The following is a 25226-nucleotide window of genomic DNA, read 5'->3' on the forward strand; positions in this document are numbered from 1 at the left end:
GATCCATGGACCCGAGCGGTGTGAGGCGCGCGGTCCGTGTCCCAATTGTTGTCCCGCTGTCCATGGGTCCCGGCTTTCGCCGGGATGACGGATAGGGGCGCGCGGCCTTACGCCGCCCCGACGCCGCCCGACAGCGTCGGCACGTCCAGGCTGGAAAAGCCGTAATGCTTCAACCAGCGGATATCGCCGTCGAAGAAGGGCCTGAGGTCGTCCATGCCGTATTTCAGCATGGCGAGCCGGTCGATCCCGCAGCCGAAGGCAAAGCCCTGCCACTCGTTCGGGTCGAGCCCGCACGCCTCGATGACCTTCGGATGGACCATGCCGCTGCCCAGCACCTCCATCCAGCCGCCACCCGACCCGCCGATCACGCGCTTGCCCTTCTCGATCGTATAGCCGACGTCGACTTCCGCCGACGGTTCAGTGAACGGGAAATAGCTCGGGCGCAGGCGCAGCACGATGTCGTCGCGCTCGAAGAACGCCTTCAGGAACGTCTCCAGCGTCCACTTCAGGTGGCCGAGCGTGATGCCCTTGTCGATTACCAGACCTTCAACCTGATGGAACATCGGCGTGTGCGTCGCATCCGAATCGGAGCGATAGGTGCGGCCCGGCGCGATGATGCGGATCGGCGGCTGCTGGTTCAGCATCGTGCGGATCTGCACCGGCGACGTATGCGTGCGCAGCAGCGAGAAGGTCGCGCGCTCGTCGAAGCTGCCGTCCGCCTTCGCGTCGATTCCCTGTTGCAGGTAGAAGGTGTCGTGCATCGCACGCGCCGGATGCGTTTCGGGAATGTTGAGCGCGCTGAAATTATGCCAGTCGGTCTCGATCTCCGGCCCCGTCGCGACCGCGAAGCCCAAATCGGCGAAGACTTCGGCCAGCTCGTCCATCACCTGGCTGACCGGGTGGACGGTGCCGGCGAGCGGCGCATCGGCGGGTAGCGTCATGTCGAGCGTCTCGCTCGCCAGCCGCGCATCCAGCGCCGCGCGCTCCAGCGCCTCTTTGCGAGTGGCGATGCCGGTCGCAACCGCTTCGCGTAGGCCGTTGATCCGCGGGCCTTCGACCTGGCGCTCCTCGGGGCTCATCTTGCCCAGCGTCTTCAGCAGCGTGGTGACGCTGCCCTGCTTGCCGAGCGCCTCGACCCGCACCGCCTCGAGCGCATCGAGGCTGGTCGCCGAATCGATCGCGGCGATCAGCTGGCCGCGCAGGGTGTCGAGGTTTTGGGTCACGTCATGCTCTCTTTCGTCGGGACCGGCGGCAGGGGGGCAAGCCCCAATCCGACGCCGAGATCGCCCCAGTCTTCGTTCTGCGCTTCAATCAGCTCGATCTTCCACGCGCGCCGCCATTCTTTCAGCCGCTTCTCGCACACGATGGCGGCTTCCATCGTGGCGTGCACCTCATACCAGACGAGGCGGTGCACGCCGTATGCCTTGGTGAAGCCGGGGATCAAGCCCTCGCGATGCTGGACGAGGCGTACGAGCAGGTTTGAGGTGACGCCAATGTAGAGCGTGCCATGTCGACGGCTGGCGAGGATGTAGACGCAAGGCTGGAAGACGTCGCGCATGATGGGTTGCCCCTTCTGGCCCCCACCTTCGTCATCCCGACGAAAGTCGGGATCCATGGAGGGGGTGTGGCCGATGGTAGCACGCAAACGCGAACGGCCCGAGTCCATGGATCCCGGCGTGCGCCGGGATGACGAGGGGAGAACAAGAACCAAAAAGGGCGCCGGTGTTGCCACCGACGCCCCTTCGCATGCCGTCCGTCAGGCGCGTTACGCGGCCTGGGGCAGAGCCGCCTTCGCCTGCGCGACGATCGCGGCAAAGGCCGCCGTCTCGTGCATCGCGATGTCGGCCAGGACCTTCCGGTCCAGGTCGATGTTGGCGAGCTTCAGGCCGTGCATGAACTGCGAATAGGTCAGGCCTTCCGCGCGGACGCCGGCGTTGATGCGCTGGATCCACAGACCACGGAAGGTCCGCTTCTTCACCTTGCGGTCGCGATACGCATACTGGCCGGCCTTTTCGACGGCCTGGCGAGCGATACGGATCGTGTTCTTGCGACGGCCGTAATAGCCCTTCGCCTGAGACAGGATGTTCTTGTGCTTGGCGCGAGTGGTTACGCCCCGCTTGACGCGTGCCATGTCCTGATCTCCTTACTTGAGGCCGTACGGCGCCCAGGCCTTCACCGTCGCGGTGTCGGCCTTCGACAGCACCTTGGTGCCGCGGTTCTGGCGGATGTACTTGCTGTTGTGCGAAATCAGGCGGTGGCGCTTGCCGGCGACGCCGTGCTTCAGCAGGCCGCTGGCGGTCAGCTTGAAGCGCTTCTTGACGCCGCTCTTGGTCTTGAGCTTGGGCATTTTGGTCCTTTCGCTATGAGCAGGCATGGACAGCCGCGGCAGCCCTTGATGGCCGGGCAGTCCTGTAGCGCCTCGCTCGGGAAGCGGGCCCCTTACCGCCGCCGCGCGCAAAACGCAAGGACGGGGACCGATGCGGAACCGGAACGAGGGCGTGCGCGCTTGGCCACTCGATGGAGACGCCCGCTTCCGCCTCGTCCCAGACGATTCCGCCCGCGCGCCGCCGCCGCCGTGCGTGGCGAATCGCGCGCAACATCGTGCTCGCGGTCATCACGTTGATCGTCGCGATCTGGCTGGTGCTCTATATCACCAAGGGTCGCTTCCTGCGCGCGTCCTTCGAACGATTCGTCGGCGGCCAGACGCATCGCGCGGTGCGCATCGATGGCGACTTCCAGCTCTATTTCGCGCCGTTCAAGATCAAGTTCGTCGCCGAACGGATGACGATCGCCAACCCCTCTTGGGCCAGCCGCCCCTATCTGTTCGACGCGGCGCGGATCGACACGCGTATCGCGCCGCTGTCGCTCCTGTGGGGCAAGCGCCGGCTCTATTGGCTCGATCTGGTCGACGGCAAGGTCGACCTCGAATGGAAGCCCGACCACAGCACCAACACCTGGACGTTCAGCGAGAAAAAGGGCGGGAAGCCGCTCGACTTCCCGCGTATCGACGTCGCCAACGTGCGCGGCACGACCGTGCGCTACGTCGACCCGCGCATGCAGGTTCTCGCCGATCTTTCCATCGCCGACATCCGGTCGACCGACGCGCGCATCGGCAAGTCGGTGGGCGTGCAGGGCACCGGCCGTATCCGCACCGCGCCCTTCACGCTGACCGCGCGGCTGCTGACCCCCGATGCGACGGTGAACCGCGGCCAGAACCAGCTGGTCGCGCGGATGCGTGCGGCGGGGAACGTCATCGACGTTGCGGGCACCTTGCCCTCGCTCGCCGAGATCGAGGGCGTGCCGCTGTCGGTCGCCGCGCGCGGGCGCAACATGGCCGATCTGCTCGGCATCATCGGCGTCGCCATCCCTAACACCCGAACCTATCGCGTTCGAGGCCAAATGGTGAAGGACGGCGCCGACTATCGCTTCACGCGCCTTACCGGGGTGGCGGGCGCGACGGACCTTGCCGGCACGCTCACCGTGACGACGGGCGAGCGGCTGCACCTCGACTCCATGCTTGCGACCAAGCGCCTCGACATCATCGATGCCGCGCCCTTCATCGGCTACAATCCCGATATCGTCGCGACCAAGGGTGCGGAGGCCGCCGCGGCGGCGGCCGGTGCGGCGAGCGGCCGGCTGCTGCCCGACGCGGCGCTGCCGATCGCGACGATGCAGCGCTTCGATGCCGATCTCAGGTGGACGGTCGGCGTCGTGCGATCGCGCAACGTGCCGATCAGCAACGTCGACCTGACGCTGGCGCTGAAGAACGGGCGGCTGGCGCTGTCGCCGCTCACCTTCGCGATGGCGCGCGGCAATGTCGCAAGCGATGTGGTGTTCGACACGCGCGCACGGCCATCGGCGGTCCGCTACGACATCCGCCTGACGCCGACGCCGCTCGGCCGGCTGCTCAAGGGCTATGGTGTCGCCGAGGCGGGGACGACGGGGACGATCCACGGTCGCATCCGGCTCGACGGGCGCGGCGACACGATCCACGATTCGCTCAGCACCGCGCGCGGGCGCATCGCCTTCGTCATCCCCCGCGGCGATCTGACGACCGGCAATGCGCAATTGTCCGAACTCGACGTCGGCACCTTCGTGCAGAAGATGTTCGAGGACAAATTGAAGGAGCCGGTGCGGATCAACTGCGGGCTCGTCGGCTTCACCGTACGCGGCGGCGTCGCGGCGGCGGACCCGATCCTGATCGACACGTCGAAGAACGTGATCCTCGGCCGCGGCGGCTTCAGCTTCCGGACCGAGGGCGTCGACCTCGCCATCCGGGCGGACGGCAAGAAATTCAGCCTGTTCTCAGGGCAGTCGCCCGTCGGCATCGGCGGCACCTTCGCGCATCCCAAGCTCGATGTAATCAGTAACCAGCTGCTCGGCCGCGCCGGCGCCGGCCTGGGGCTGGCGGTGGTCGCAACGCCCGTGGCGGGTATCCTAGCGTTCGTCGACGTCGGCGACGCCAAGGCGGCGGCCTGCGGTCCGGTCCTCGCCGGCGCCACCGCCGCGGCGCAGCGCACGACCAAGGGCGCCCCCCGCGACGACGTCGGCCACGGCACGACCGCCAAGGAAGAGAATGGCAAGGCGTCCGGCGGCGAACGCAAGACCCAGCGTAAGAAGTTCCTGGGGATCTTCTGAGGGGGGAGCACTCGTGCCCCCTCCACCACGCCGTCATTCCCGCGAAGGCGGGAATCCAGACACGCTACCCGCGCGCCTCGAGCCGCAACGTCAGAGGTTATGGATTCCCGCCTTCGCGGGAATGACGGGCCGTGTGGGGCGCACGTTAGCCCACTGCCCCCAGACGCGCTGTAACCCCACTCCGTCATCCCGGCGGAGGCCGGGATCCATGGACAGCGCACCATAAGCGTCGGCGCGTACACGCTGCCGCCACCGCCACCATGGATCCCGGCCTCCGCCGGGATGACGGGTGAGGCGAGGGGAGCTCTCTACCAATCCGTCATTCCCGCGCAGGCGGGAATCCAGACACGCTACCCTCGCGCCTTAAGCCGCAACGTCAGAGGTTATGGATTCCCGCCTGCGCGGGAATGACGGGCCGTCTGAGGCGGACGTTCGCACACCTACCGCCAAGACTGTCGTTCTCACTTTCGTCAGGCGGGGCGGGCTTAATGCCCGTGGCCATCCCCGTGATCATGCCCATGCGCCGCGCGCAGCGCCTCGAGCACGTCGTCCGTCCGCGCCGGGTCGCCGATCGCCAGCACATGGCCCGCGCTCGCCGCGGTCAGCGGGTCGCCGTTCCAGTCGCACATCCGCCCGCCCGCGCCCTCGACCACCGGTACCAGCGCGGCAAAGTCATAGAGTTGCAGCCCGGATTCCGCGACCACGTCGAGGTGCCCGCTCGCGAGCAGCCCGTAATTGTAGCAGTCACCGCCATAGACCGGCCCCTGCCGCGCGTGGCCGCCCGAGGCGGCGGCGACCAGCGCCATGTAATGCGGCACGTCGCCATCCGCGAACAGGTGCGGGCTGGTGGTGGCGACGATCGCGCCCTCCAGCTGGGCGCAGGATCGCGTGCGCGCGGGCTTGCCGTTGAACGTCGTCGGCCGGCCCGCGATGCCCAGCCAGCGTTCGCGCTGCACCGGCTGGTCGATGATTCCGAGCAGCGGCCAACCGTCCTCGACCAGCGCGATCAGCGTCCCGAAGATCGCGCGCCCCACCGTGAAACTGCGCGTGCCGTCGATGGGATCGAGCACCCATTGCCGCCCCGTCACGCCGTCCTTGGTGCCATATTCCTCGCCGATCACGCCGTCGCCCGGCGCCTCGGCATCCAGCAGCCGGCGCATCGCCGCCTCCGCCTCGCGATCGGCGCGGGTCACGGGCGACCGGTCGTCCTTCAGCTCGACGCCGTGGTCGGCGCGGAAATAGGGGCGGATCGCCGCGCCGGCGGCGTCGGCGAGGCGCTGGGCGAGCTGGATATCGGCGGCGGTAATCGGCATGATCGCAGCCCTATCGCGGGGCAAGGCCAGGCGCTAGGGTCCGGTCACGTCTTTGCGAGAGGATCCCTGCCATGCGTCTGTTTTCCGCCGCTATTGCCACGATGGCGCTTGTCGCCACCCCCGCCATCGCCGGTCTGCCGGTGGGCGCGAAGGCGCCGACCTTCGCCACCCGCGGCGCCGTCGCCGGCCAGGTCGTCGGCATCGATCTCGCCCAGCAGTTGAAGAAGGGGCCGGTCGTCCTCTATTTCTTCCCCGCGGCCTTCACCGGCGGCTGTAATGCCGAAGCGCATGCCTTTGCCGAGGCGATCCCCGAATTCCAGAAGGCCGGTGCGACCGTGATCGGCATGTCGGCCGACGACGTGCCGACGCTGCAGCGCTTCTCGGCGGAAAAGTGCGCGGGCAAGTTCGCGGTGGCGAGCGCGGGGCCGGCGGTGATCAAGAATTACGACGTCGCGCTCAACGCCGGCGGCCGCGCGCTGACCAAGCGGACCAGCTATGTCATTGGCCGCGATGGCAAGGTCGCTTTCGTGCACGACGATATGAACCCCGCGCAGCATGTGGCGTTGACGCTCGCCGCGGTTCGTCGCCTCGCAGCGAAGTGAAGCCACGGAAACTTCCTGATAACATTTCGCGGGTACACATCGCGGAACACCGGAAAGGGCGTAAATGAACGGGCCGTTGGCAGCGCGAAAGGACGGCAAGGGTGATCTATTCACCCGAATCGGCGACTTTCTCGCGTCTCAGGGCCTCAGCCCCGAGCCGGCCCATTACACCTTCGCCTATGATGTCATCACCAATCCCGACGGTGCGATCGCGCAGGCGGTGATGCGGCTGACCGATGGCGGCTTCCGCCTCAGCCGCTCCGACATCGAAAAGCTCGGCGGGCGCGTGATGCTGGGGGCCGCGGTGCAGCCTGAGGTGGAGCCGCCGCGCCCCAGCTACCGCGATCACCAGTCGGAGGTCGAGGACGAGGCGGTCCGCCTGGTCGAAGCGACCCAGGCGCAGGTCGACGATTTCGCGACGATGATGCGGGCGATGCAGGATCAGACGCGCGATTTCGGCGCCGACCTCGCCGAAAGCGCGGCGGCGATCGACACGGCGGGGCCGGCCGGTCTCGACGCGATCGCGCGCATCGCCGGCACGATGCTGGCCCGCGTGCGCGATGCCGAAGTGCGGCTCGATCAGGCGACACGCGAGGCGGAAACGCTCCGCGCCAAGCTCGCCGAGGCGAACGACACCGCCCGCCGCGACGCGCTCACCGGCCTGCCCAACCGCCGTGCCTTCGGCGAGGCGTTCGACCATCGCCGCGAACTCGAAGGGCCCTTCTGCCTCGCGGTCTGCGATATCGACCGGTTCAAGCGGATCAACGACGCGCACGGCCACCAGATCGGCGACCGCGTCCTGTCCGCCGTCGCGCGCACGCTCAGCGAGGAATGCCAGAAATATCTCGTCGTCCGCCACGGCGGCGAGGAATTCGCCATTCTGATCCACGGCCTAACCCTCGCCGATGCCGCCGCGCACCTCGACGGGGCGCGTAGTGTCATCGCCGGCAAGCGATTCCGCCTCCGCGAAACCGACAAGCCGCTGGGTCAGGTGACGCTGTCGATCGGCGTGACCGCCGTACAGACAGGCGAGACGATCGATGCCGCGTTCGAACGCGCCGACCGCTTGCTCTACACCGCGAAGAGCGATGGCCGCGACCGGGTGTGCGCCGCCTGATATTGGCGTAAAGCGCGCCATCGCCGTGGCGGAATTTCCCAACTCAATTTGAGAAGACGAAGAAAACCGCGCAAATCCGCGGTTTTTTGCATTTGGCACGATGACTGCAAAGTCCCTGGCATGCGGCGACGAACGGTTCGCTCGCCGCACCAAAAGGGAAAAAGACCATGTCCATCCGCTTCGATATCGCTCAGCGCGCCGCCGTCTCGGTCGTTGCCGCTCTCGCGTTCGCCGGTCTCGCCATCAGCGCTGCCGTCCCCGTCCTGCCGATCGCCTGATCCCCGCAAGCCCTGAGGAGACGCATCATGTATCGCAGCTTCGCACTCGCGCTGTCCGCCTTCTGCACCACCGTCCTGGTCCTCGCCAGCCAGAGCACCGGCACGATCGGCTGAACGGCTGACGACCTATCCGGCGGTTGCGACCGCCCCGATCGGCCCGACCGGCGCATCTTCGCCCCGGCTATAGGTGCCGATCAATACCCCGGCGGCGAGCACATGCCCCGCCATCGCCTCCAGCATCGCGGCACGGCCGGGCGTTTCGCCCGGATCGCCGACGCCTGCATCAAGCGCGAACAGCTGGAAGGCATAGCGATGGCTGCCATGACCGGTCGGCGGGTCAGGCGGCAGCCAGCCTTCGCGTAGATAGGAATTCCGGCCGACGTCGCGCTCGGGCGTTCCCGCGCCATCGCCCCGGATCGCGCCTTCCTCCAGCCGGCCCGTGTCGGCGGGCATGCCCCAGACGACGGCATGGACCAGCGGCTGCGGCGCTGGCGCGTCGGCATCCTCGACCAGCAAGGCGAGATGCGCCGTGCCTTCGGGCAGCGGCCCCCAGACCAGCGGCGGCGACACGCCGCCGCCGTCCGCGGTGAAGCGTTCGGGCAGCCGCGCGCCATCGGCGAAGGCGGGGCTCATCAGCTCGATCCGCGGGATCGCGATGCCCAGCGTGCCGCGCGCGATCGCCAGCTTTTCGGCGCCCGCGCGCACGTCGGACAGCGCCTTGCCCAGCCAGGCGGGGATATGTTCCAGCATCAGCCTTGCTCCTGCGGGCAGTCGCCCGGCCGCATCGCCGGCGCCTTGCTGGGGGCGAACCAGCGGCTGCGGTCGCCCATCGTGTCGGCATCGTGATAGCAGGCTTCCGCACGCGATCCGTCGGCGCCCAGCACCAACGTCCAGTCATTGTCGCCGCAATCGTGCGGCATGCAGCCATGCGCGGCGATGCGGCCGTCGGCGGTGCGGAAGATCGGCACAGTGACCGCATCGCGGTTGACGAATCGCCGGCGAATACGCTCGTCGCCCACCGCATCGTTCAGCGCGCGCGCCACTTCGGTACGGTCGTAGAAGCCGACGCCATCGACGGCATCGGTCGGATATTTGCCGACATAGGCGGTCAGCGCATCGGCATGCGCCTGGCCGGGCAGGGGCTTGGGCATCTGCGTCGGCGGCGGGACGAAGCCGGCGGCGGCGGCATTGTCGGGGGCCTCCGCCTTACGGGCGCCGCCACAGGCCGCGAGGCAGAGGATGGGGGCAAGGCCCATGGCGAGAAGGATCGGACGCATTGCCATGGAACGCAAGACAGGCCCCGGCGGTTGCCTGTCGCATGACCGGCTCCAACGCCACCGATCTCGATCGCTTCGTTCGCGCACAAGAAGGCGTCTGGAATCAAGCGCTTGCCGAGCTGCATGCCGGGCGCAAGACCAGTCATTGGATGTGGTTCGTCTTCCCCCAGATCGCCGGGCTGGGCAGCAGCGCAATGGCGCGAACCTATGCGATCCGTGATGCCGACGAAGCGCGCGCCTATCTCACGCATCCGGTGCTTGGGGCCCGGCTGCTCGCCACGACGCAGGCGGCGAGGGCGGCCCCGGGCGACGCGCAGGCGATCTTCGGCGGGATCGACGCGATGAAGTTCCGCTCGTCGCTGACGCTGTTCGCCGCAGTGACCGACGATCCGGCACCGTTCGATGCGGCACTGGACCGCTTTTACGCCGGCCAGCGCGATTCGCACACGCTGGCGCTGCTCGGCGAACGCTGACCGGCGTTACACCTTCGCCGAAAAGATCATCCGTCCCTGGCCCAGTTGCGCGAACACCTGGGACAGGTCGCTTTCGCCGACCGCGAAACAACCCTGGCTGCGGCCGAGCATGCCGTGCGTGCGCAACATGTCCTTGTTTGCATACCAAGCCGAATGGACGACGATCGCGCGCGCCAGCGCATTGTCGTTGGTGGCGTCGAGGCCGATCAGCCGCTGCGAGCGGCCATGCTTGCCGACGTAATAATCGTCGGTGACGAACGCGCCCTGCGAGGTCGCGTTGGAATTGGGCTCGTTCGAAAAGCGCTTCAGATAGCCGGTGTGCGCCGGGTCCGATCCGCTGCCGTGCGCAACCAGGAACGACTGGCTCTTGCCCGACACCAGGTCGACGAGGTGGAAGCGCGGCTCGGACGACGAGGCTGCCATGTCGGCGATCGCGATCCGGTCGCGGCGCGGAATGCGGCGGCCGTGCTGGTTCAGCGCGGCCATCGCCTGGCGCATCAGATCGGGGCGCACGACGCGCGGCGAGGTGATGGCTTGGGCGAACATGCGCGGACGCGGGGCCGGCAACGGTGGTTCGCTGACCGGGCGCAGGTCGGCCTGGCTCAGGCGGCGGGTCGCGGCGGAGACCGTTCCCGGCATCGCCAGCGTCGTCGCCAGCACCAATCCGTTCTTCAGCAGCGCACGACGATCGCGCGCGCCATCATTCTGATTTTGCATCGAATTTCCGTAATGCCCCGGTTCTTGCCCGCTAGACATCATATAGCAGCTTCGGACTTAATATTCTGCGGGTCTCAGCCCCAAGTCGGCGTTGCGGTTGCACGCTTCGGCGCGGGTTGGGCTCGATTGATCCGATTTGGTCATGGCACCAGCCGCGATATCGCGCGTTGAGACCCGCGAAAGGTAAACGAAAGTCAAGGGCGAATCGATATGGCACAGCGATCGACACGATGGTTTTCGGCACTGACCGCGGCGGCGCTGATGATGGCGCTTCCGGCCCCCGCGTTCGCGACGGCGGCCAGCGATGCCCTGGCGCCGGAGGTCATGTCGCTCGCCCCCAATCGCTTCCTGTGGAACGACAGCGGCAGCAGCGAACCGGTCAGCATCGTGGTCTCGATCCCCGATCAAAAGGCCTATGTCTATCGCGGCACGATGCTGATCGGCGCGTCCACCGTTTCGACGGGCAAGGACGGCAAGGAGACGCCGGTCGGTGTCTTCCCGATCCTGCAAAAGTCGGAAAAGCATAAGAGCAACCTGTACGACAGCGCGCCGATGCCATTCATGCAGCGCCTGACGTGGGACGGCGTTGCGATCCACGCCGGTATGAACCCCGGCTTCCCCGCGTCGCACGGTTGCATCCGCGTGCCGACCGATTTCGCCAAGAAGCTGTTCGCGATCACCAGCCGCGGCACGCCGGTGCTGGTGACGGACGCGTCGGCCGCAGAGGGCTGGACGCTGCCCACCAACGCCGACGCCGTCGCGATGCAAAGCGAAACGGCGACCGCCAACGAGGCGTGGTTGCAGACAGCGTCGCGGTGAGCGCTCGCTGGAAGGCTTACGCCCCCAGCTCCGTCGTTCCCGCGAAGACGGGGATCCATATTCTCTCATGTCCGCGCGTAAGCCGTGAGGTCTGCCAGTCTGGATCCCCGCCTCCGCGGGGATGACGGTCGAGAGACCACCCGACCCTTGCCGCCGCCCCACACCTGACGCACAGCTGGAGCCCATGACCGACCTCGTCACCATCCGCTCCGGCGATTTAACCGCCGCGATCAACCCCTTCGGCGCCGAGCTGACGCACCTGCGCGATGCCGAGGGCCGCGAACTGATGACCAACGCGGATCCGGCCTTCTGGACCGGCCACGCGCCGATCCTGTTTCCGGTGATCGGCATGACGTACGAGAAGGCGATCCGGCTCGATGGCACGTCCTACCCGATGGCCAAGCATGGCTTCGCCCGCCACAGCCTGTTCGACACGGTCCGGCAGTCCGACGCCAGCGTCACCTTCGCGCTGACCGACAGTGCAGAGACGCGTGCCTCTTATCCCTTCGCCTTCCGGCTCGACATCACGTTCACGCTTCAGGATGCGACGCTCCACGTCGAGGCGCGCATCCACAACCCCGCGACCGTGCCCATGCTCGCGAGCTTCGGCTTCCACCCCGCCTTCGCCTGGCCGCTGCCGTATGGGCAGGACCGCGCCGCCCATCGCATCGTCTTCGACGCCGACGAGCCCGACGCGCTGCGCGTCATCGCCGCCGACGGCACGATCGCCGCGGGGACGCGCCCGTCTCCGCTCGACGGCCGCACGCTGCAGTTGCGCGACGACCTGTTCACCGACGATGCGCTGGTGTGGGATCACGTCCGCTCCGACGCGGTGACCTATGGCGCGCCCGAAGGCCCGCAATTGCGCATCGCCTTCCCCGACACGCCGATGCTCGGCATCTGGACCAAGCCCGGCGCCGCCTATGTCTGCGTCGAGCCCTGGCACGGCATCGCCGATCCCGAAGGCTTCACCGGCGACTTCCGCAACAAGCCCGGCGTGTTCGACGTGCCGGCCGGCGGCGAGAAGCGCATCGCGATGCAGGTGACGCTGCTCGCCTGAGCACCGTGAGGTTCGACACTATCCCGTCATTGCGAGCGTAGCGAAGCAATCCAGGGCGTCCTGGTCCGGCTCTGGATTGCCGCGCTTCGCTCGCAATGACGGACGGCGATAGTGTCGTAACGTCCTGCGCGCCCTACACCGTCACCTGCTCGCCCAGCTCCAGCACCTTGCCCGGCGGAATCTTCAGGAAGTCGGTCGGATCGCTCGCATTGCGCTGCATGAACATGAAGATACGGTCCTGCCACAGCGGCATACCGACGTCCGCTTCGGGCTTCAGCGTGTTGCGGCCGATGAAGAAGCTGGTCTTCATCGCATCCAGGCTGCGCATCTCGGTCTTGCCGCCGACGCCCAGGTCGGCGGGGACGTCGGGCGATTCCATGAAGCCGTAGTTCAACACGACGATCTCGAAATTGTCGTCCAGCCGCTCGACCGTCGATCGCATCTCGGGCTCCACCACCGGGCGGTCCGTCGTGCGGATGCTGACGACGAGGTTGCGCTCGTGCAACACCTTATTGTGCTTCAGATTGTGGAGCAGCGCGCCCGGCGCCGATCGCGGATTGGCGGTCAGGAACACCGCGGTACCCGGCACGCGTTCCGGCGGCCGCTTGGCGAGCGCGGCGGCCAGGTCGGCGAGCGGAATGCTCTGCCGCGCCTCGAACGCGCGCACGATGCCCTTGCCGCGCACCCAGGTGTAGATCAGCAGCCCGATCGCGGCGGCGATGGCGAGTGGCACCCAGCCGCCCTCGATCACGCGCAGGATGTTCGCGCCGAAGAAGATGAGGTCGAGGCACAGGAACGGCAGCACCGCCGCCAAGGCCCACACCCGGTTCCAGTGCCATACGTGCCGCGCGACGAGATACCCGAGCAGCGTCGTCACAACCATCGTCCCCGTCACGGCAATGCCATAAGCGGCGGCCATCGCCGAGGATGTCTTGAACTGGATGATCAGCACCAGCACGCCGATCATCAGCAGCCAGTTGATCGCGGGGACATAGATCTGCCCGACGAACGAGGCCGACGTCTGCCGCAGCTTCATGCGCGGCAGCAGCCCCAGCTGCACCGCCTGCTGCGTCAGCGAGAAGGCGCCGGTGATCACCGCCTGGCTCGCGATGACGGTGGCGAAGCCCGCCAGCACGATCAGCGGCCCGCGCATCGATTCAGGCGCCATCAGGAAGAACCAGTCCTGATTGGTGAACGGCTTGCCCGCTGCGGCGGCGGCTTCCAGGCGCGAGAGCGCAAAGGCGCCTTGCCCCAGATAGTTGAGCGTCAGCGCGGGGAACACGAGCAGCAGCCAGGCGATCCGGATCGGCTTCTTGCCGAAATGCCCCATGTCCGCGGTCAACGCCTCCGCGCCCGTCACCGTCAGGAACACCGCGCCCAGCACGAACAGCCCGACCGTGCCGTGCGTGCTGAGGAACTGGATGCCATAGGTCGGCAACAGCACGCGAAAGATCGAAAGCTCGTCGGCGATATGCCACGCGCCCAGCCCGCCGATCGTCAGGAACCAGACGATGCACACCGGCCCGAACAGCGACGCGACCCGCGCAGTGCCCTTGGACTGCAGGAAGAACAGCGCGATCAGGATCACGATCGTCAGCGCGCGGATCGTGCCTTCGTCGAACATCTTGGCGGCGCTGGGGATGGTGCGCAGCCCCTCCATCGCCGACAGCACCGACAGCGACGGCGTGATGATCGCATCACCATAGAAGAGCGACGCGCCCGCCGCGCCCAGCACGAGCGCGATCCGGCTGCGCACGCCGATCGACTTGCGCGCCAGCGCCGCCAGCGCCAGCACGCCGCCTTCGCCGTGATTGTCGGCGCGCATCAGGAACAGCACGTATTTGACCGTGACGATCAGCGTCAGCGTCCACAGCGCCAGGCTGAGCACACCGAGGATTTCCGACGGATCGATGCCGTCGCCCGCCGATTGCTGCAGCGCCTCGCGGAACGCATAGAGCGGGCTGGTGCCGATATCGCCGAACACGACGCCCAGCGCGCCGATGGTCAGGCCGATCAGGGCGGGATGGGATGACGCGGAATGCGCGCCCGTGGATTCGGAAGCGGGTGCTTCGACGGCAGCCGACATGGCGCGCTTTACCCCTGTTCAATCCCCCGGCGCGGGAGGACGGCGCGCTTTACGCCGATTTGCCTGCCGCGCAAGAGGCTTTGGGTGAGGGCAGGGTAACGGCTTGATCGGGTAGGGCTTTGCGGGCATGGGCGGGCCATGGTTCCCTTTTCGTTCGGTGGTCAGACCCTGTGCGCATTGCCGGATGGCGCCTTATGGTGGCCGGCGCGGGCGGCGCTGCTGGTCGCGGACCTCCATTTCGAAAAGGCGAGCTGGTTCGCCGCCCGCGGGCAGATGCTGCCGCCCTATGACTCGCTCGCGACGCTGGCCGACCTCGCACGGATCGTGACGGCGACGGGGGCGAAGGAATTGTGGTGCCTCGGCGACAGCTTCCACGACAGCGACGGCTGCGACCGGCTGCCCGCCGAGGCGCAGTTGCGCCTGCGCGCGCTGACCGAGGGGCTGCGCTGGACGTGGATCACCGGCAATCACGATTCCGGGCTGAAGGATCGCTGCGGCGGCACCGTGCTGGACGAAGCGACGGTCGACGGCCTGGTCCTGCGCCACGAGGCCGATCCGCACGACGGCCGCCCGGAACTGTCGGGCCATTTCCACCCCAAGCTGCGCCTCCACGTCCGCGGCAAGCAGGTCGCGCGCCGCTGCTTCGTCGCGACGCCGCGCAAGATCGTGCTGCCCGCCTTCGGCGCCCTGACCGGCGGCCTCGACGTCGATCACCCCGCGCTGGTGAAGGCAGTGGGGCAGGGCGCCGAGGCGCTGGTGCCGGTCGAACAACGCCTCCTCCGCTTCCCCATCGCGGCGTAACGTCACACTCCCCGTCATCCCGGCGAACGCCGGGATCCATGGACACGATGCAGGCAGCGTCGCGCGCATCACCAGCCACGCCAAAGCCATGGATCCCGGCGTCCGCCGGGATGACAAGTGCGACATCCCTCGCCACCTACTCCCGTCATTCCCGCGAAGGCGGGAATCCAGACTGGCTAACCGTGCGGCTCTATCGCCGGGGTTCGGAGGTTATGGATCCCCGCCTCCGCGGGAATGACGGAGGTGGGGGAGACGGCAACGTCGCGCTACGCCTTATCGCGCCAGCGCCGGAAACCCCGCCTTGAACGCCGCAACCTTCGGCTTGTCCCAGCGCACGATATACGGATGCATCGGGTTCCGGTCGTAGAAGCGCTGGTGATAATCCTCCGCCGGGAAGAACCCGCCCTGTTCGATCCGCGTCACGATCGGCCTGGGAAAGCTTTTCGCCGCGCCCAGCTGCGCGATATAGGCACGTGCCACCGCGGCCTGCCGCGCATCCTGCGGGAAGATGGCGGAGCGATAGCTCGGCCCCGTGTCCGGACCCTGCCGGTTCAGCTCGGTCGGATCGTGCGCGATCGAAAAATAGACGCGCAGCAAGGTCGCATAGCTGACGACGCGCGGATCATAGGTCACGCGAATCGCCTCGGCATGCCCGGTGCGCTCGGTCGAGACCTGATCGTAGGTGGCGGTTGCGCGACTGCCGCCCGCATAGCCGGCGGTGACGCTTTTGACGCCCTTCACCCGCTCGAACACCGCCTCCATGCCCCAAAAGCAGCCGCCCGCGAACACCGCGGTCTGCGTGCCCGTGGTGGCGGGGACATCGATCTTGGCAGTGGGCAGCGGCACCGCGCGTTCGGCGGCGGCAAAGCCGGTGGAGGCGAACAGGGCGCCCGCCAGAGCGGCGCCGGGCAGCAGAACTTTCAGCATGACGCCGATATGGTGAGGAAACCGCGTCCTTCCAGAGCCATGGATCGGATCGGTTCCGACGCGGCTCACGGTCCCGTGCGGTTTACTGGGCCTGCACGATCGGCGAGGCGGCCGGGATCGGCTGCGCAAGCTGCGCGCTCGCCGGCTGCAGCGTCACGACGCCGACGGCGCCGATGGCGAATCCGCCCAGGAACTTCCAGAAGAAGCGGCTGTTGAACATGTTGCGCATAACGCACCTTCGTCTTTGCTCGTTCGGGCCAGCACGTCGCGCGCCAGGCCCCGTTTCAGCGGCCCAGATGGTCGTCCGGACCGCCACTCTCAAGCGCGTTTATAGAAACGCTGGATTAACGCGGCGTGGCCGCTCCGTTCATCGCCCGTCAGGATTTGCGGCCGATGCGGATCCACCATCCAGAACATTACTCGTCACCCCGGACTTGATCCGGGGTCCCGCTGTTCACCCGTCATCGCAGAAGAAGCGGGACCCCGGCTCAAGGCCGGGGTGACGGGCTGGATGATTACCGCAGATCCGCGCACGCCTGCTGGATGCGCGTGCACGCCTCGCGCAACAGATCGTCCGACGTCGCGTAGCTGATCCGCATCGCCGGCGACAGGCCGAACGCCGCGCCCTGCACCGCCGCGACCTTGGCATCGTCGAGCAGATAGCCGACGAAATCCTCGTCCGTCTCGAGTCTGCGGCCGTTCGGCGTCGTCTTGCCGATCAGCGGGGCGAACGAGGGGTAGACGTAGAAGGCGCCCTCTGGCGTCGGGCAGGTCATGCCCTCGATCTGGTTCAGCATGCCGACCACCAGGTCGCGCCGCCCCTGGAACGCCGCGGCACGCTCCTTCAGGAAATCCTGCGGGCCGGTCAGTGCCGCCACCGCCGCCGCCTGCGCGATCGAACAGGGGTTGCTCGTCGATTGCGACTGCAGCTTCGCCATCGCCTTGATCAGCCACGGCGCGCCGGCCGCAAAGCCGATCCGCCAGCCGGTCATCGCATAGGCCTTCGAACAGCCGTTGACGGTCAGCGTGCGCTCGTACAGCTCCGGGCACACTTCGGCGATCGTCGCGAAGCGGAAGCCGTCATAGACGATATGCTCGTACATATCGTCGGCGAAGATCCACACATGCGGATGCCGCGCCAGCACCGCGCCCAGCGCCTTCAGTTCGTCGACGGTGTACGCCGCGCCCGTCGGGTTGGACGGCGAATTGAGGATCACCCACTTGGTCTTGGGCGTGATCGCCGCCTCCAGCGCCTCCGGCGACAGCTTGTAATCCTGCTCCGGCCCGGCGACCGCGAACACCGGCGTGCCGCCCGCGAACTGCACGACGTCGGGATAGCTCACCCAGTACGGTGCGGGGATCACCACCTCATCGCCCGGATCGACGCTGGCGACGATCGCGTTGAACAACGTATGCTTGCCGCCGACGTTCACCGTCACCTGATCGGGCGTGTAGGTGAGATTGTTGTCGCGCGCGAACTTGGCGACGATCGCCTGCTTCAGCTCGATCGTGCCGTCGACGTTGGTGTATTTCGTCTTGCCGTCGCGGATCGCCTGGATCGCCGCCTCTTTGACGAAATCGGGCGTGTCGAAGTCCGGCTCGCCCGCGCCCAGGCCGATCACGTCGACGCCGGCCCGCTTCAGCTCGAGCACGCGGCTGGTGATCGCGAGCGTGGGCGAGGGGCTGATACGGCCGAGCGCGGCAGAGGGCTTCATGGGACAGGCCTTGGATGGCGGAAGGAATGCGCGCGCCTATAGACGAGGGGGTGCGCTTTTCGCAATCGCAACAACCGCCGGCATCAGCCCGCGCAGCGCGTTTCCGACGAAAAATTGCCCGCTGAGGTCCTCTGGCGACACATTCGCTTCCACCACGTGCCCCGAATCGATCAATCCTGACCGCAGCACGCCGGGCAGCAGGCCGAGCGTCAACGGCGGCGTTCGCAACGTCTCGCCGCTGCCGCCCACGAACAGTGACGTGAAGCTGCCTTCGGTCAGCAGCCCGTCGGGCCGCACGAATAACACTTCGTCCGTTCCCGCCGCCGCCCGCGCCGCGTCGTAGAAGCCGCGATCGCTGGTCTTGTGCCGCAAACGGAAATCGCTGGGGTCGACCGGCAACGGCACCACCGCCACCCGCAGCGGTGCGGCGAAGGGCGCCGGCATCGCCGCCACCTCGATCGCGGTCGCGCCGCTCTGCGCCAGCAACAGCCGCACCCGCGCGGGACCGCGCAACCGGAAGGTCGCCGCCTGCAGGTCGTTGCGCGTGCCATGCCGATCGAAGCGGAATCCCAGCGCCTGCGCACTCGCGGTCAGCCGCGCCAGATGCGCCTCCAGCAGCGGCAACCCCTCGTCGGGATCGAACGCCATCGTCTCGATGAGGTCGAGCGGCGCCTGCCCGCGCGTCACGAACGCGCCCTTGGCCAGGCACTCCGCATATTCCTCGTCGACCCGGCTGTCGGCGACCACGCCCGATCCCAGTCCCAGCGTCGCCACCTCGGCCCCCGCCGGCACCGCCAGCGTGCGGATCGCCACGTTGAACGCCGCATCGCCTTGCGGATCGATCCGCCCGATCGCACCGGTATAGATGCCGCGCGCCTGTGGCTCGACCGCGGCGATCACCTCCATGCTGCGCTGCTTGGGTGCGCCGGTGATCGACCCGCACGGGAACAGCGCCGTCAGCACGTCCACCGCATCCGCTTCGTCGGCCAGCATTGCGGTGACGGTCGATGTCATCTGATGCACGGTCGGATAGCGCTCCACCCGGAACAGTTCCGGCACCGCGACACTGCCCGCCTGCGCCACGCGCGACAGGTCGTTGCGCATCAGATCGACGATCATCAGGTTTTCGGCACGCTGCTTGGGATCGCTGGCAAGGGCATCCGCCAGCGCGGAATCCTCGGCCGGCGTCTCCCCCCGCACCGACGTCCCCTTCATCGGCCGGCAGGTGAGCGCATCGCCCTCCAGCGTAAAGAACAGTTCGGGCGACAGCGACAGCAGGTGCGCCGTGCCGGTCGACACCAGCGCGCCATGGCCCGCCGCCGCCTCACGCCGCAACCGCGCGTACAGCGCCACCGGATCGCCCGCGATCGCCACGTCGGTGCGGATCGTCAGGTTCGCCTGATAAATATCGCCCGCCCGGATCAGGGCCGTCACCGCGGCAAAGGCGGCGTCATAGGCGTCGCGCGACGTACGCGGCTGGGGCGCGCTCGCCCAGGCGCCGGCCGGATCGGGCAGCAGATCTGCGACGTCGCCCGCGCTCAGCGCACGATATCCCTCGAACAGCCCGAACCACAGCAATGGCCCGTTGCCTTCACGCACCGGCACCGCGCGCGACGCCAGCGCCGCGCCCGCCTCATAGGTCAGATAGCCCGCCGCATGCAGGCCCCGCCGCCGCGCGCTACGCAGCCGCGCCAGTGCCGGCAGCACCGCCTCGCGCGTTTCGGCAACGACGATCTCGACCGGATCGGTGTAGAGCCGCGCGCCTGCTCCCCCGTCACGGGCATCATCCAGCAGTACTAAGGGCGCAGATATCATCCCGGTCCAAATGCACAGGCGATGCCGCCGGGTGCAAGCGACGATTGCCGCCCCCGCCCCACGCGCCTATCTCTCGGATCATGACCGATACGCCCCCCTTGCGCGCTTCCATCGTCCAGGTGACGCCCTTCCAGCAGAACTGCACGCTGATCTGGTGCACCGAAACCATGAAGGCGGCGATCGTCGATCCCGGCGGCGACCTGGCGCGCATCAAGGCCGCGGTGGCGCAGGCCGGCGTCACGGTCGAAAAGATCCTGCTCACCCACGGCCATATCGACCACGCCGGCGAGGCCAAGCCGCTTGCCGACGAGCTGAACGTGCCGATCGAAGGCCCGCACGAGGCCGACCGCTTCTGGCTCGCCCGCCTCGACGACGACGGCAAGAACTACGGCATGGCCGGCGTCACCTTCGAACCCGACCGCTGGCTGGTCGAGGGCGACACGGTGAGCGTCGGCAACTTGCAGCTGGACGTCTACGAAACCCCCGGCCACACCCAGGGCCATGTGATCTTCCACCACGCGCCCTCGAAATTCGCGCAGGTCGGCGACGTGCTGTTCCAGGGCTCGGTCGGCCGCAGCGACATGCCCGGCGGCAACCACAAGCAGCTGATCGAAACGATCGTCACCAAGCTCTGGCCCCTGGGCGACGACACCACCTTCATCCCCGGCCACGGCAACCCCAGCACCTTCGCGCACGAACGGGCGAACAATATGTTCGTCAGCGATCGGGCGCTGGCGGCGTAGGCGTTCAACGGCGAGCCGGCTGCCGGATGACGCTGAAGTGCGTGACCAACTGAACGCGGAAGGTCGCAACGCCTTTGACCGCAGTCCCGGCAGGGTCGCGTGCCGGTGTGAACAACCTCTTGTTCAGCACCGGCCCGCATGCGGTCTTAACGACGGTTGACGCCGCCTTTTCCGTGACCGGTCGGCAGTCCGTAATCGACCCGTCGGGCGATACGGCCACGCGGAATGTTGCGTCGAAGTCGGCTTTTCCGGATGTCGCGGCAAGTGCGACGAGATCGCCGTTCGGAATCCATTCGTCCCGGCTTTTGACGGCGATCGGGGGGCGGCCGCCCGGAGCGAATTGCGCAGCGTCTGCGCCCCACGCGATCAGCTGATCCGCGCTACAAGCACGAAGAGCCGCAACGGCCTTGGCGGCATTTGGAATGGATACCGTCCCTGCCACCTTCGACCCGATCGTCAGCGCTATCGTGTCCGCGCCTGCCATATCGTCGAGCACGGCCGGCGCCACACCCTCCATGCGCGCTACGGTCCGTCCGTCCGGCAAGACCGACGCGCGGGTAAGGCCCGTCAGTGTCGCCTGTGAGGGCGCGAATAGCAGCGAGCCGGGCCCAAGCGGTGCCGCACCCTGCCGCTCGCCATTCAGGATGAAGACCCGATAGCTATCGCTACCCGGTATGGTGTCCACGATCAAAGACGCCGCCGCCGGGTCGCCGCTTCGCTCCAACTGGCAATGGGCCGGATCGATCTTCACGGCCCAGCGGGGGGCAGACTGCATCTGGGGTGCGCCCGTCTGTACGATGAGAAACGCGCCCACCAACAATGCCGCTATCATGTCACCGTCCTCCCCGAACTTCGTCGAGGATGACATAGCGATCTCACAACCGGCAAGCCGGACGACGGTGGGCGAACCGCCGGAGATTTAGACGGATATCACTCCTCCACCGGCAACAGCTTCCCCGTCTCGCGATCCAGCCCGCGTGCGGTGAACACATCCAACGCCGTCGCCGCCATCACGAACGCTACCGATCCCCATACCGCCTTGTTGCGTGGATGCGCCGCCGCCGCGAAGCCCAGCGCGGTCAGGTCCATCGCGTCGCCCGCCACGCGGTTCCAGACATTGGTCGACACCGCCGGTGCGGCCAGCAGCGTGGCGCCCGCCAGCACCTCGCGCGCGCCGAACCCCTTGACCAGCCCCTCATGCCCCTCGCTCTCCAGCGCGCGCGTGATGCGCTTCGGCGCGAGCAACTCAGCGGCCCCGAGTGCAATCGAAAATAGGCCGAGGCCTAAGCCTAGTGCTTTGTAATTCATGACGAATCTCCCGTCCGAACTCAACGGGAGGCACCGCAGCCGGTTCCTGTCCTTTTGGACAAGGTGGTTAACCTACATCGTGACGCCGCTGTCCTACACGCCCCGATCCGTGTATAGCCGCGTCATGCGCAATTCCCGCCCGCTCGCCACCCGGACCTTCGGGCGTTCGCGGGGGTGCGTTTCGGACGGTTACGTATCGTCCACATTGTCCACTTCCGCGGCCCCGAATCGCCCCGGAGCGTCCGCGAATCAGACGGTCGGCGCACCGTCGACCGGCACGACCTCCATCACCGGCGCGGCTTCGTAGCCGTAGGCGATCGTCATGCCCCACAGCGCGAGGCCGACCAAAATCACCCAGGTCAGCACCGCGCCGCCCGCGCGCCATGGGTTGGGGGCGAGGCGATCCATGCCGAAGGCGTGGGCGATCCGGCCCGCGACGAACAGGCCGCCGGTGATCGCCAGCCAGCGCGGGGATCCGCCCGCCGCCTCGATCAGCGCCATCAGGATCAGCACGAACGGCGTATATTCGACGAAATTGGCCTGTGCCCGGGTGCGGGCGAGCAGGCGTTCGTCGCCGCCGTCGCCGAGCAGCACCTTGCCCTTCAGGCGCAGCTGCACGATTCGCATCGCCAGCACGAAATTGCCGATTCCGGCGGCGGCGGCGACGGTGAGCGTGACGGGCAACAGCATCGGCGTGAGTCTCCTTGGGCAGGCCGCGCCGTGATGCGCGCCCACGGCGCAGCTTGCAACATCGCGGGAAATCGCTATAGGCCCGCGCTTCGCGATGCGTCCGGTTCTCGGTGGCGTCCGGCGGTCGGCGCCTTGCCGATGGCTGGTCCGTCCCGTACGGGCCATCTGATTGTCGTACGTCGATTTTAGAACAAGGTGCCGAAATGGCCGTCCCCAAGCGAAAGACCTCCCCCTCGAAGCGCGGCATGCGCCGTGGCCACGACTCGCTCAGCGTCGCGGCGTTCCAGGAGTGCCCGAACTGCGGCGAACTGAAGCGTCCGCACAACCTGTGCACCGCCTGCGGCCATTATAACGGTCGCGAGATCGTCTCGGTCGAGGGCTAACGCCCTCTTTACCCACTGGATACACGCGCAACCATGCCCGACACTTCCTGGATCGCCGTCGATGCGATGGGCGGCGACGAGGGGCTGGCGGTCATGCTGGCTGGCGTCGCCGCGGCACGCCGCCGGTTCGACGGCATGCGCTTCTTCCTGGTGGGTGACGAGGCACAGGTGGCGGAGGGGCTGAAGGCCCATCCCAACCTCGCCCATGCCAGCGAGATCGTCCACGCCCCCGAAACCGTGGGGTCGAGCGACAAGCCGAGCCAGGCGATCCGCCGGTCCAAGACCACGTCGATGGGAATCGCCATCGATCTGGTGAAGCAGGGTCGCGCCGGCGCCGCTGTGTCGTCGGGCAATACCGGCGCGCTGATGGCGATGGCGAAGCTTGCGCTGCGCACGCTGCCGGGCATCGATCGCCCCGCGCTCGCCGCGCCGCTGCCGACGCTGGGCGACAATGACGTCGTGATGCTCGATCTCGGTGCGAATACCGAGGTGGACGCGCGCAATCTCGTCCAGTTCGCGGTGATGGGTGCCGCCTATGCGCGCACCATCCTCGATCTCGACAGCCCCCGCGTCGCGTTGCTCAACATCGGCAGCGAAGACCAGAAGGGCACCGACGAGATTCGCGATGCCGCCGCCGTGCTGCGCGGTCAGACGCATTTGCCGCTGACCTTCACCGGCTTCGTCGAGGGCAACCAGCTCGCCCGCGGCAACCATGACGTCATCGTCTGCGACGGCTTCGCCGGTAATATCGCGCTGAAGACCGCCGAGGGCACCGCGCGCTTCGTCGCCGATCTGCTCAAGCGCGCCTTCCGTAGCTCGGTGCGCTCGAAGGTCGGCTTCCTGATCTCGAAGCCGGCGACCGAGCTGCTGCGCGATCACCTCGATCCCAACAACCACAATGGGGCGGTCTTCCTCGGCCTCAACGGCATCGTCGTGAAGAGCCACGGCAGCGCCAATGAACGCGGCGTCGCCACGGCGATCGGCAACGCCGCCAAGATGGTGCGCGCCGACCTCACGCGCCGCATCGCCGACGACCTCGGCAATTTCGAGAAAAAGGCAGTGCACGCATGATCCGCTCGGTCGTTCTCGGTACGGGTTCGGCCCTTCCGGAACAGCGTGTGTCGAACGCCGATCTGGCGGAGCGACTCGACACCAGCGACGAATGGATCGTCGAGCGGACCGGCATCCGCTTCCGCCACATCGCCGGCCCGCACGAAACGACCTCGACGCTCGCCGCGGCGGCCTGCCGCGCCGCGATCGAGGCGGCGGGGATCACCGCGCAGGACATCGACCTGATCGTCCTCGCCACCGCGACGCCCGACCAGACCTTCCCGGCCACCGCGACCAAGGTGCAGGCGATGCTCGGCATCGACGATTGCGTCGCCTTCGACGTCGCGGCGGTGTGTTCGGGCTTCCTTTATGCGGTGCAGGTCGCCGATTCGATGCTGCGCACCGGCGTCCATCGCCGCGCGCTGGTGATCGGCGCCGAAACGTTCAGCCGCATCCTCGATTGGGAAGACCGCACCACCGCCGTGCTGTTCGGGGACGGCGCCGGCGCGATCGTGCTCGAGGGGCAGGAGAGCGAGGCCGAGGGCGGTCGCGGCATTCTCGCCACGCGCCTGCACGCCGACGGGCGCCACAACGAATTGCTCTATGTCGATGGCGGTCCGTCGACCACGGGCACCGTCGGCAAGCTGCGCATGAAGGGCCGCGAGGTGTTCCGCCATGCCGTCGTCAACTTGGCGTCCGTGCTGCAGGAGTCGCTGGACATCGCGGGTCTGACGCCGTCGGCGGTCGACTGGGTCGTGCCGCACCAGGCCAATGCCCGTATTCTGGAGGCGACCAGCCGCAAGCTCGGCCTGCCGGCCGAGAAGGTCGTCGTGACCGTCGATCGCCACGCCAACACCTCCGCCGCGTCGGTGCCGCTCGCGCTGGACACGGCGACGCGCGATGGGCGCATCCAACCGGGCCAGATTGTGGTATTGGAGGCCATGGGCGGCGGCTTCACGTGGGGCGCCGCGGTCCTGCGGATGTAATCCGCCATTTTGAGTAGTTTTTCATGCAAGCGTTTCCACGCCGTGTAACAAAGTCACTTTCGGACATGTCTGTGCTGGTGTAGCTCCCCCAAGGGGCTGTTTTGACAGATGGAGTGGGAAGCGTGTTGATGACACCGGTGGGCACGTTGACGCGAGCGGATCTGGCCGAAGCCCTGCATCGCCAGGTGGGACTGGCGCGATCGGACTCCGCGCGCTTGGTGGAACAGATCCTCGGCGAAATGTGCGAGGCGCTGTCGCGCGGCGAGAACGTCAAGATTTCGGGGTTCGGCACCTTCGTGCTGCGCGACAAGGGCGAGCGGATCGGCCGCAATCCCAAGACGGGGGTCGAGGTACCGATCGCACCGCGGCGGGTCCTGACCTTCCGCGCCAGCCAGATGATGCGCGACCGCATCGTGTCGGCCAGCTGA

Annotated in this window: 28 protein-coding genes; 12 read left to right on the forward strand and 16 right to left on the reverse strand. The window is 67.5% G+C overall.

All coding sequences use genetic code 11. The features are described 5' to 3' along the window. Nucleotides 1-107: 107 nt before the first annotated feature. The 4 genes from pheS to rpmI form a co-directional block, all read right to left on the reverse strand. Nucleotides 108-1223 carry a phenylalanine--tRNA ligase subunit alpha gene (gene pheS / locus ACGVWT_RS15165; protein ID WP_315462585.1) on the reverse strand — a complete coding sequence of 372 codons (1116 nt, stop codon included), beginning with the start codon at nucleotides 1221-1223 and terminating at the stop codon, nucleotides 108-110. Next, nucleotides 1220-1558 (reverse strand): GIY-YIG nuclease family protein, encoded by a 339-nt coding sequence (locus ACGVWT_RS15170; protein WP_315462586.1) that lies wholly within the window; start codon nucleotides 1556-1558, stop codon nucleotides 1220-1222. The genes pheS and ACGVWT_RS15170 overlap by 4 nt, the downstream gene beginning before the upstream one ends. Before the next feature lie 207 nt (nucleotides 1559-1765). Next, nucleotides 1766-2131, reverse strand: coding sequence for a 50S ribosomal protein L20 (rplT, locus tag ACGVWT_RS15175; RefSeq protein ID WP_017977258.1), 366 nt, complete (start codon nucleotides 2129-2131; stop codon nucleotides 1766-1768). Between the two features lie 12 nt (nucleotides 2132-2143). Further along, nucleotides 2144-2347, reverse strand: a complete 204-nt coding sequence (gene rpmI, locus ACGVWT_RS15180; RefSeq protein WP_017977259.1) for a 50S ribosomal protein L35 — start codon at nucleotides 2345-2347, stop codon at nucleotides 2144-2146. A 170-nt stretch (nucleotides 2348-2517) separates the two neighbouring features. Here rpmI and ACGVWT_RS15185 point away from each other — a divergent pair, with 170 nt between their 5' ends. Next, nucleotides 2518-4638 carry an AsmA family protein gene (locus ACGVWT_RS15185; RefSeq protein ID WP_315462587.1) on the forward strand — a complete coding sequence of 707 codons (2121 nt, stop codon included), beginning with the start codon at nucleotides 2518-2520 and terminating at the stop codon, nucleotides 4636-4638. 485 nt (nucleotides 4639-5123) lie between these two features. Here the strand turns inward: ACGVWT_RS15185 and ACGVWT_RS15190 are convergent, their stop codons facing one another. Beyond that, nucleotides 5124-5951: an inositol monophosphatase family protein gene (locus ACGVWT_RS15190; protein ID WP_315462588.1), complete on the reverse strand. Its 828-nt coding sequence runs from the start codon at nucleotides 5949-5951 to the stop codon at nucleotides 5124-5126. A 71-nt stretch (nucleotides 5952-6022) separates the two neighbouring features. On the opposite strand from ACGVWT_RS15190, the gene ACGVWT_RS15195 reads away from it, so the two are divergent. Next, a complete protein-coding gene (locus ACGVWT_RS15195; protein WP_315462589.1) occupies nucleotides 6023-6553 on the forward strand; it encodes a peroxiredoxin in 531 nt (176 codons plus the stop codon). 64 nt (nucleotides 6554-6617) lie between these two features. Then, complete coding sequence (locus ACGVWT_RS15200; protein WP_116462914.1) at nucleotides 6618-7670, forward strand: GGDEF domain-containing protein; 1053 nt, start codon at nucleotides 6618-6620, stop codon at nucleotides 7668-7670. 404 nt (nucleotides 7671-8074) lie between these two features. Here the strand turns inward: ACGVWT_RS15200 and ACGVWT_RS15205 are convergent, their stop codons facing one another. Beyond that, a complete protein-coding gene (locus ACGVWT_RS15205) occupies nucleotides 8075-8698 on the reverse strand; it encodes a YbhB/YbcL family Raf kinase inhibitor-like protein (RefSeq protein WP_315462590.1) in 624 nt (207 codons plus the stop codon). Next, a complete protein-coding gene (locus ACGVWT_RS15210; protein WP_243403489.1) occupies nucleotides 8698-9225 on the reverse strand; it encodes a hypothetical protein in 528 nt (175 codons plus the stop codon). The genes ACGVWT_RS15205 and ACGVWT_RS15210 overlap by 1 nt, the downstream gene beginning before the upstream one ends. A 41-nt stretch (nucleotides 9226-9266) precedes the next feature. Between ACGVWT_RS15210 and ACGVWT_RS15215 the strand changes: the two genes are divergently transcribed. Then, nucleotides 9267-9698, forward strand: a complete 432-nt coding sequence (locus tag ACGVWT_RS15215; protein ID WP_315462591.1) for a DUF1810 domain-containing protein — start codon at nucleotides 9267-9269, stop codon at nucleotides 9696-9698. A 6-nt stretch (nucleotides 9699-9704) separates the two neighbouring features. Here the strand turns inward: ACGVWT_RS15215 and ACGVWT_RS15220 are convergent, their stop codons facing one another. Next, a complete protein-coding gene (locus ACGVWT_RS15220; protein ID WP_017977268.1) occupies nucleotides 9705-10415 on the reverse strand; it encodes a murein L,D-transpeptidase catalytic domain family protein in 711 nt (236 codons plus the stop codon). A gap of 210 nt (nucleotides 10416-10625) precedes the next feature. Here ACGVWT_RS15220 and ACGVWT_RS15225 point away from each other — a divergent pair, with 210 nt between their 5' ends. Together ACGVWT_RS15225 and ACGVWT_RS15230 are read left to right on the forward strand one after the other, a co-directional pair. Further along, complete coding sequence (locus tag ACGVWT_RS15225) at nucleotides 10626-11234, forward strand: L,D-transpeptidase family protein (RefSeq protein WP_315462592.1); 609 nt, start codon at nucleotides 10626-10628, stop codon at nucleotides 11232-11234. Nucleotides 11235-11418: 184 nt separating this feature from the next. Further along, a complete protein-coding gene (locus ACGVWT_RS15230) occupies nucleotides 11419-12294 on the forward strand; it encodes an aldose 1-epimerase family protein (protein WP_315462593.1) in 876 nt (291 codons plus the stop codon). A gap of 133 nt (nucleotides 12295-12427) precedes the next feature. Here the strand turns inward: ACGVWT_RS15230 and ACGVWT_RS15235 are convergent, their stop codons facing one another. Further along, nucleotides 12428-14380: a potassium transporter Kup gene (locus tag ACGVWT_RS15235; RefSeq protein ID WP_116462908.1), complete on the reverse strand. Its 1953-nt coding sequence runs from the start codon at nucleotides 14378-14380 to the stop codon at nucleotides 12428-12430. Nucleotides 14381-14518: 138 nt separating this feature from the next. Between ACGVWT_RS15235 and pdeM the strand changes: the two genes are divergently transcribed. Continuing rightward, nucleotides 14519-15181 (forward strand): ligase-associated DNA damage response endonuclease PdeM, encoded by a 663-nt coding sequence (gene pdeM / locus ACGVWT_RS15240; protein WP_315462594.1) that lies wholly within the window; start codon nucleotides 14519-14521, stop codon nucleotides 15179-15181. Nucleotides 15182-15454: 273 nt separating this feature from the next. Here pdeM and msrA read toward each other — a convergent pair whose 3' ends face one another. From msrA to pabB, 4 genes are all read right to left on the reverse strand, one after another. Continuing rightward, the gene (gene msrA / locus ACGVWT_RS15245) at nucleotides 15455-16108 is read right to left on the reverse strand and encodes a peptide-methionine (S)-S-oxide reductase MsrA (RefSeq protein WP_315462595.1); all 654 of its coding nucleotides are present in this window, start codon (nucleotides 16106-16108) and stop codon (nucleotides 15455-15457) included. A gap of 82 nt (nucleotides 16109-16190) precedes the next feature. Next, nucleotides 16191-16337 (reverse strand): hypothetical protein, encoded by a 147-nt coding sequence (locus ACGVWT_RS15250; protein ID WP_315462596.1) that lies wholly within the window; start codon nucleotides 16335-16337, stop codon nucleotides 16191-16193. 286 nt (nucleotides 16338-16623) lie between these two features. Continuing rightward, nucleotides 16624-17823, reverse strand: a complete 1200-nt coding sequence (locus ACGVWT_RS15255; RefSeq protein ID WP_315462597.1) for a pyridoxal phosphate-dependent aminotransferase — start codon at nucleotides 17821-17823, stop codon at nucleotides 16624-16626. Nucleotides 17824-17859: 36 nt separating this feature from the next. Beyond that, a complete protein-coding gene (gene pabB, locus ACGVWT_RS15260) occupies nucleotides 17860-19638 on the reverse strand; it encodes an aminodeoxychorismate synthase component I (RefSeq protein WP_315462598.1) in 1779 nt (592 codons plus the stop codon). Nucleotides 19639-19718: 80 nt separating this feature from the next. Between pabB and ACGVWT_RS15265 the strand changes: the two genes are divergently transcribed. Next, nucleotides 19719-20381 (forward strand): MBL fold metallo-hydrolase, encoded by a 663-nt coding sequence (locus tag ACGVWT_RS15265; RefSeq protein WP_315462599.1) that lies wholly within the window; start codon nucleotides 19719-19721, stop codon nucleotides 20379-20381. A gap of 4 nt (nucleotides 20382-20385) precedes the next feature. On the opposite strand, the gene ACGVWT_RS15270 is transcribed toward ACGVWT_RS15265, so the two are convergent. The 3 genes from ACGVWT_RS15270 to ACGVWT_RS15280 all read right to left on the reverse strand — a co-directional run bounded on the left by ACGVWT_RS15270 (nucleotide 20386) and on the right by ACGVWT_RS15280 (nucleotide 22379). Then, nucleotides 20386-21213, reverse strand: a complete 828-nt coding sequence (locus tag ACGVWT_RS15270) for a hypothetical protein (RefSeq protein WP_315462600.1) — start codon at nucleotides 21211-21213, stop codon at nucleotides 20386-20388. Between the two features lie 98 nt (nucleotides 21214-21311). After that, complete coding sequence (locus tag ACGVWT_RS15275) at nucleotides 21312-21689, reverse strand: hypothetical protein (RefSeq protein ID WP_315462601.1); 378 nt, start codon at nucleotides 21687-21689, stop codon at nucleotides 21312-21314. A 249-nt stretch (nucleotides 21690-21938) separates the two neighbouring features. Beyond that, a complete protein-coding gene (locus tag ACGVWT_RS15280; protein ID WP_315462602.1) occupies nucleotides 21939-22379 on the reverse strand; it encodes an MAPEG family protein in 441 nt (146 codons plus the stop codon). Between the two features lie 203 nt (nucleotides 22380-22582). Here ACGVWT_RS15280 and rpmF point away from each other — a divergent pair, with 203 nt between their 5' ends. From rpmF to ACGVWT_RS15300, 4 genes are all read left to right on the forward strand, one after another. Continuing rightward, a complete protein-coding gene (gene rpmF, locus ACGVWT_RS15285; RefSeq protein ID WP_017977281.1) occupies nucleotides 22583-22762 on the forward strand; it encodes a 50S ribosomal protein L32 in 180 nt (59 codons plus the stop codon). A gap of 33 nt (nucleotides 22763-22795) precedes the next feature. Next, a complete protein-coding gene (gene plsX, locus ACGVWT_RS15290) occupies nucleotides 22796-23833 on the forward strand; it encodes a phosphate acyltransferase PlsX (RefSeq protein WP_315462603.1) in 1038 nt (345 codons plus the stop codon). Next, the gene (locus tag ACGVWT_RS15295; RefSeq protein WP_315462604.1) at nucleotides 23830-24798 is read left to right on the forward strand and encodes a beta-ketoacyl-ACP synthase III; all 969 of its coding nucleotides are present in this window, start codon (nucleotides 23830-23832) and stop codon (nucleotides 24796-24798) included. Before plsX ends, ACGVWT_RS15295 begins: the two co-directional genes overlap by 4 nt. A gap of 128 nt (nucleotides 24799-24926) precedes the next feature. Continuing rightward, complete coding sequence (locus tag ACGVWT_RS15300; RefSeq protein WP_116462898.1) at nucleotides 24927-25226, forward strand: integration host factor subunit alpha; 300 nt, start codon at nucleotides 24927-24929, stop codon at nucleotides 25224-25226.

The organism is Sphingomonas sp. S6, from assembly GCF_043498045.1.
Classification (GTDB): domain Bacteria; phylum Pseudomonadota; class Alphaproteobacteria; order Sphingomonadales; family Sphingomonadaceae; genus Sphingomonas.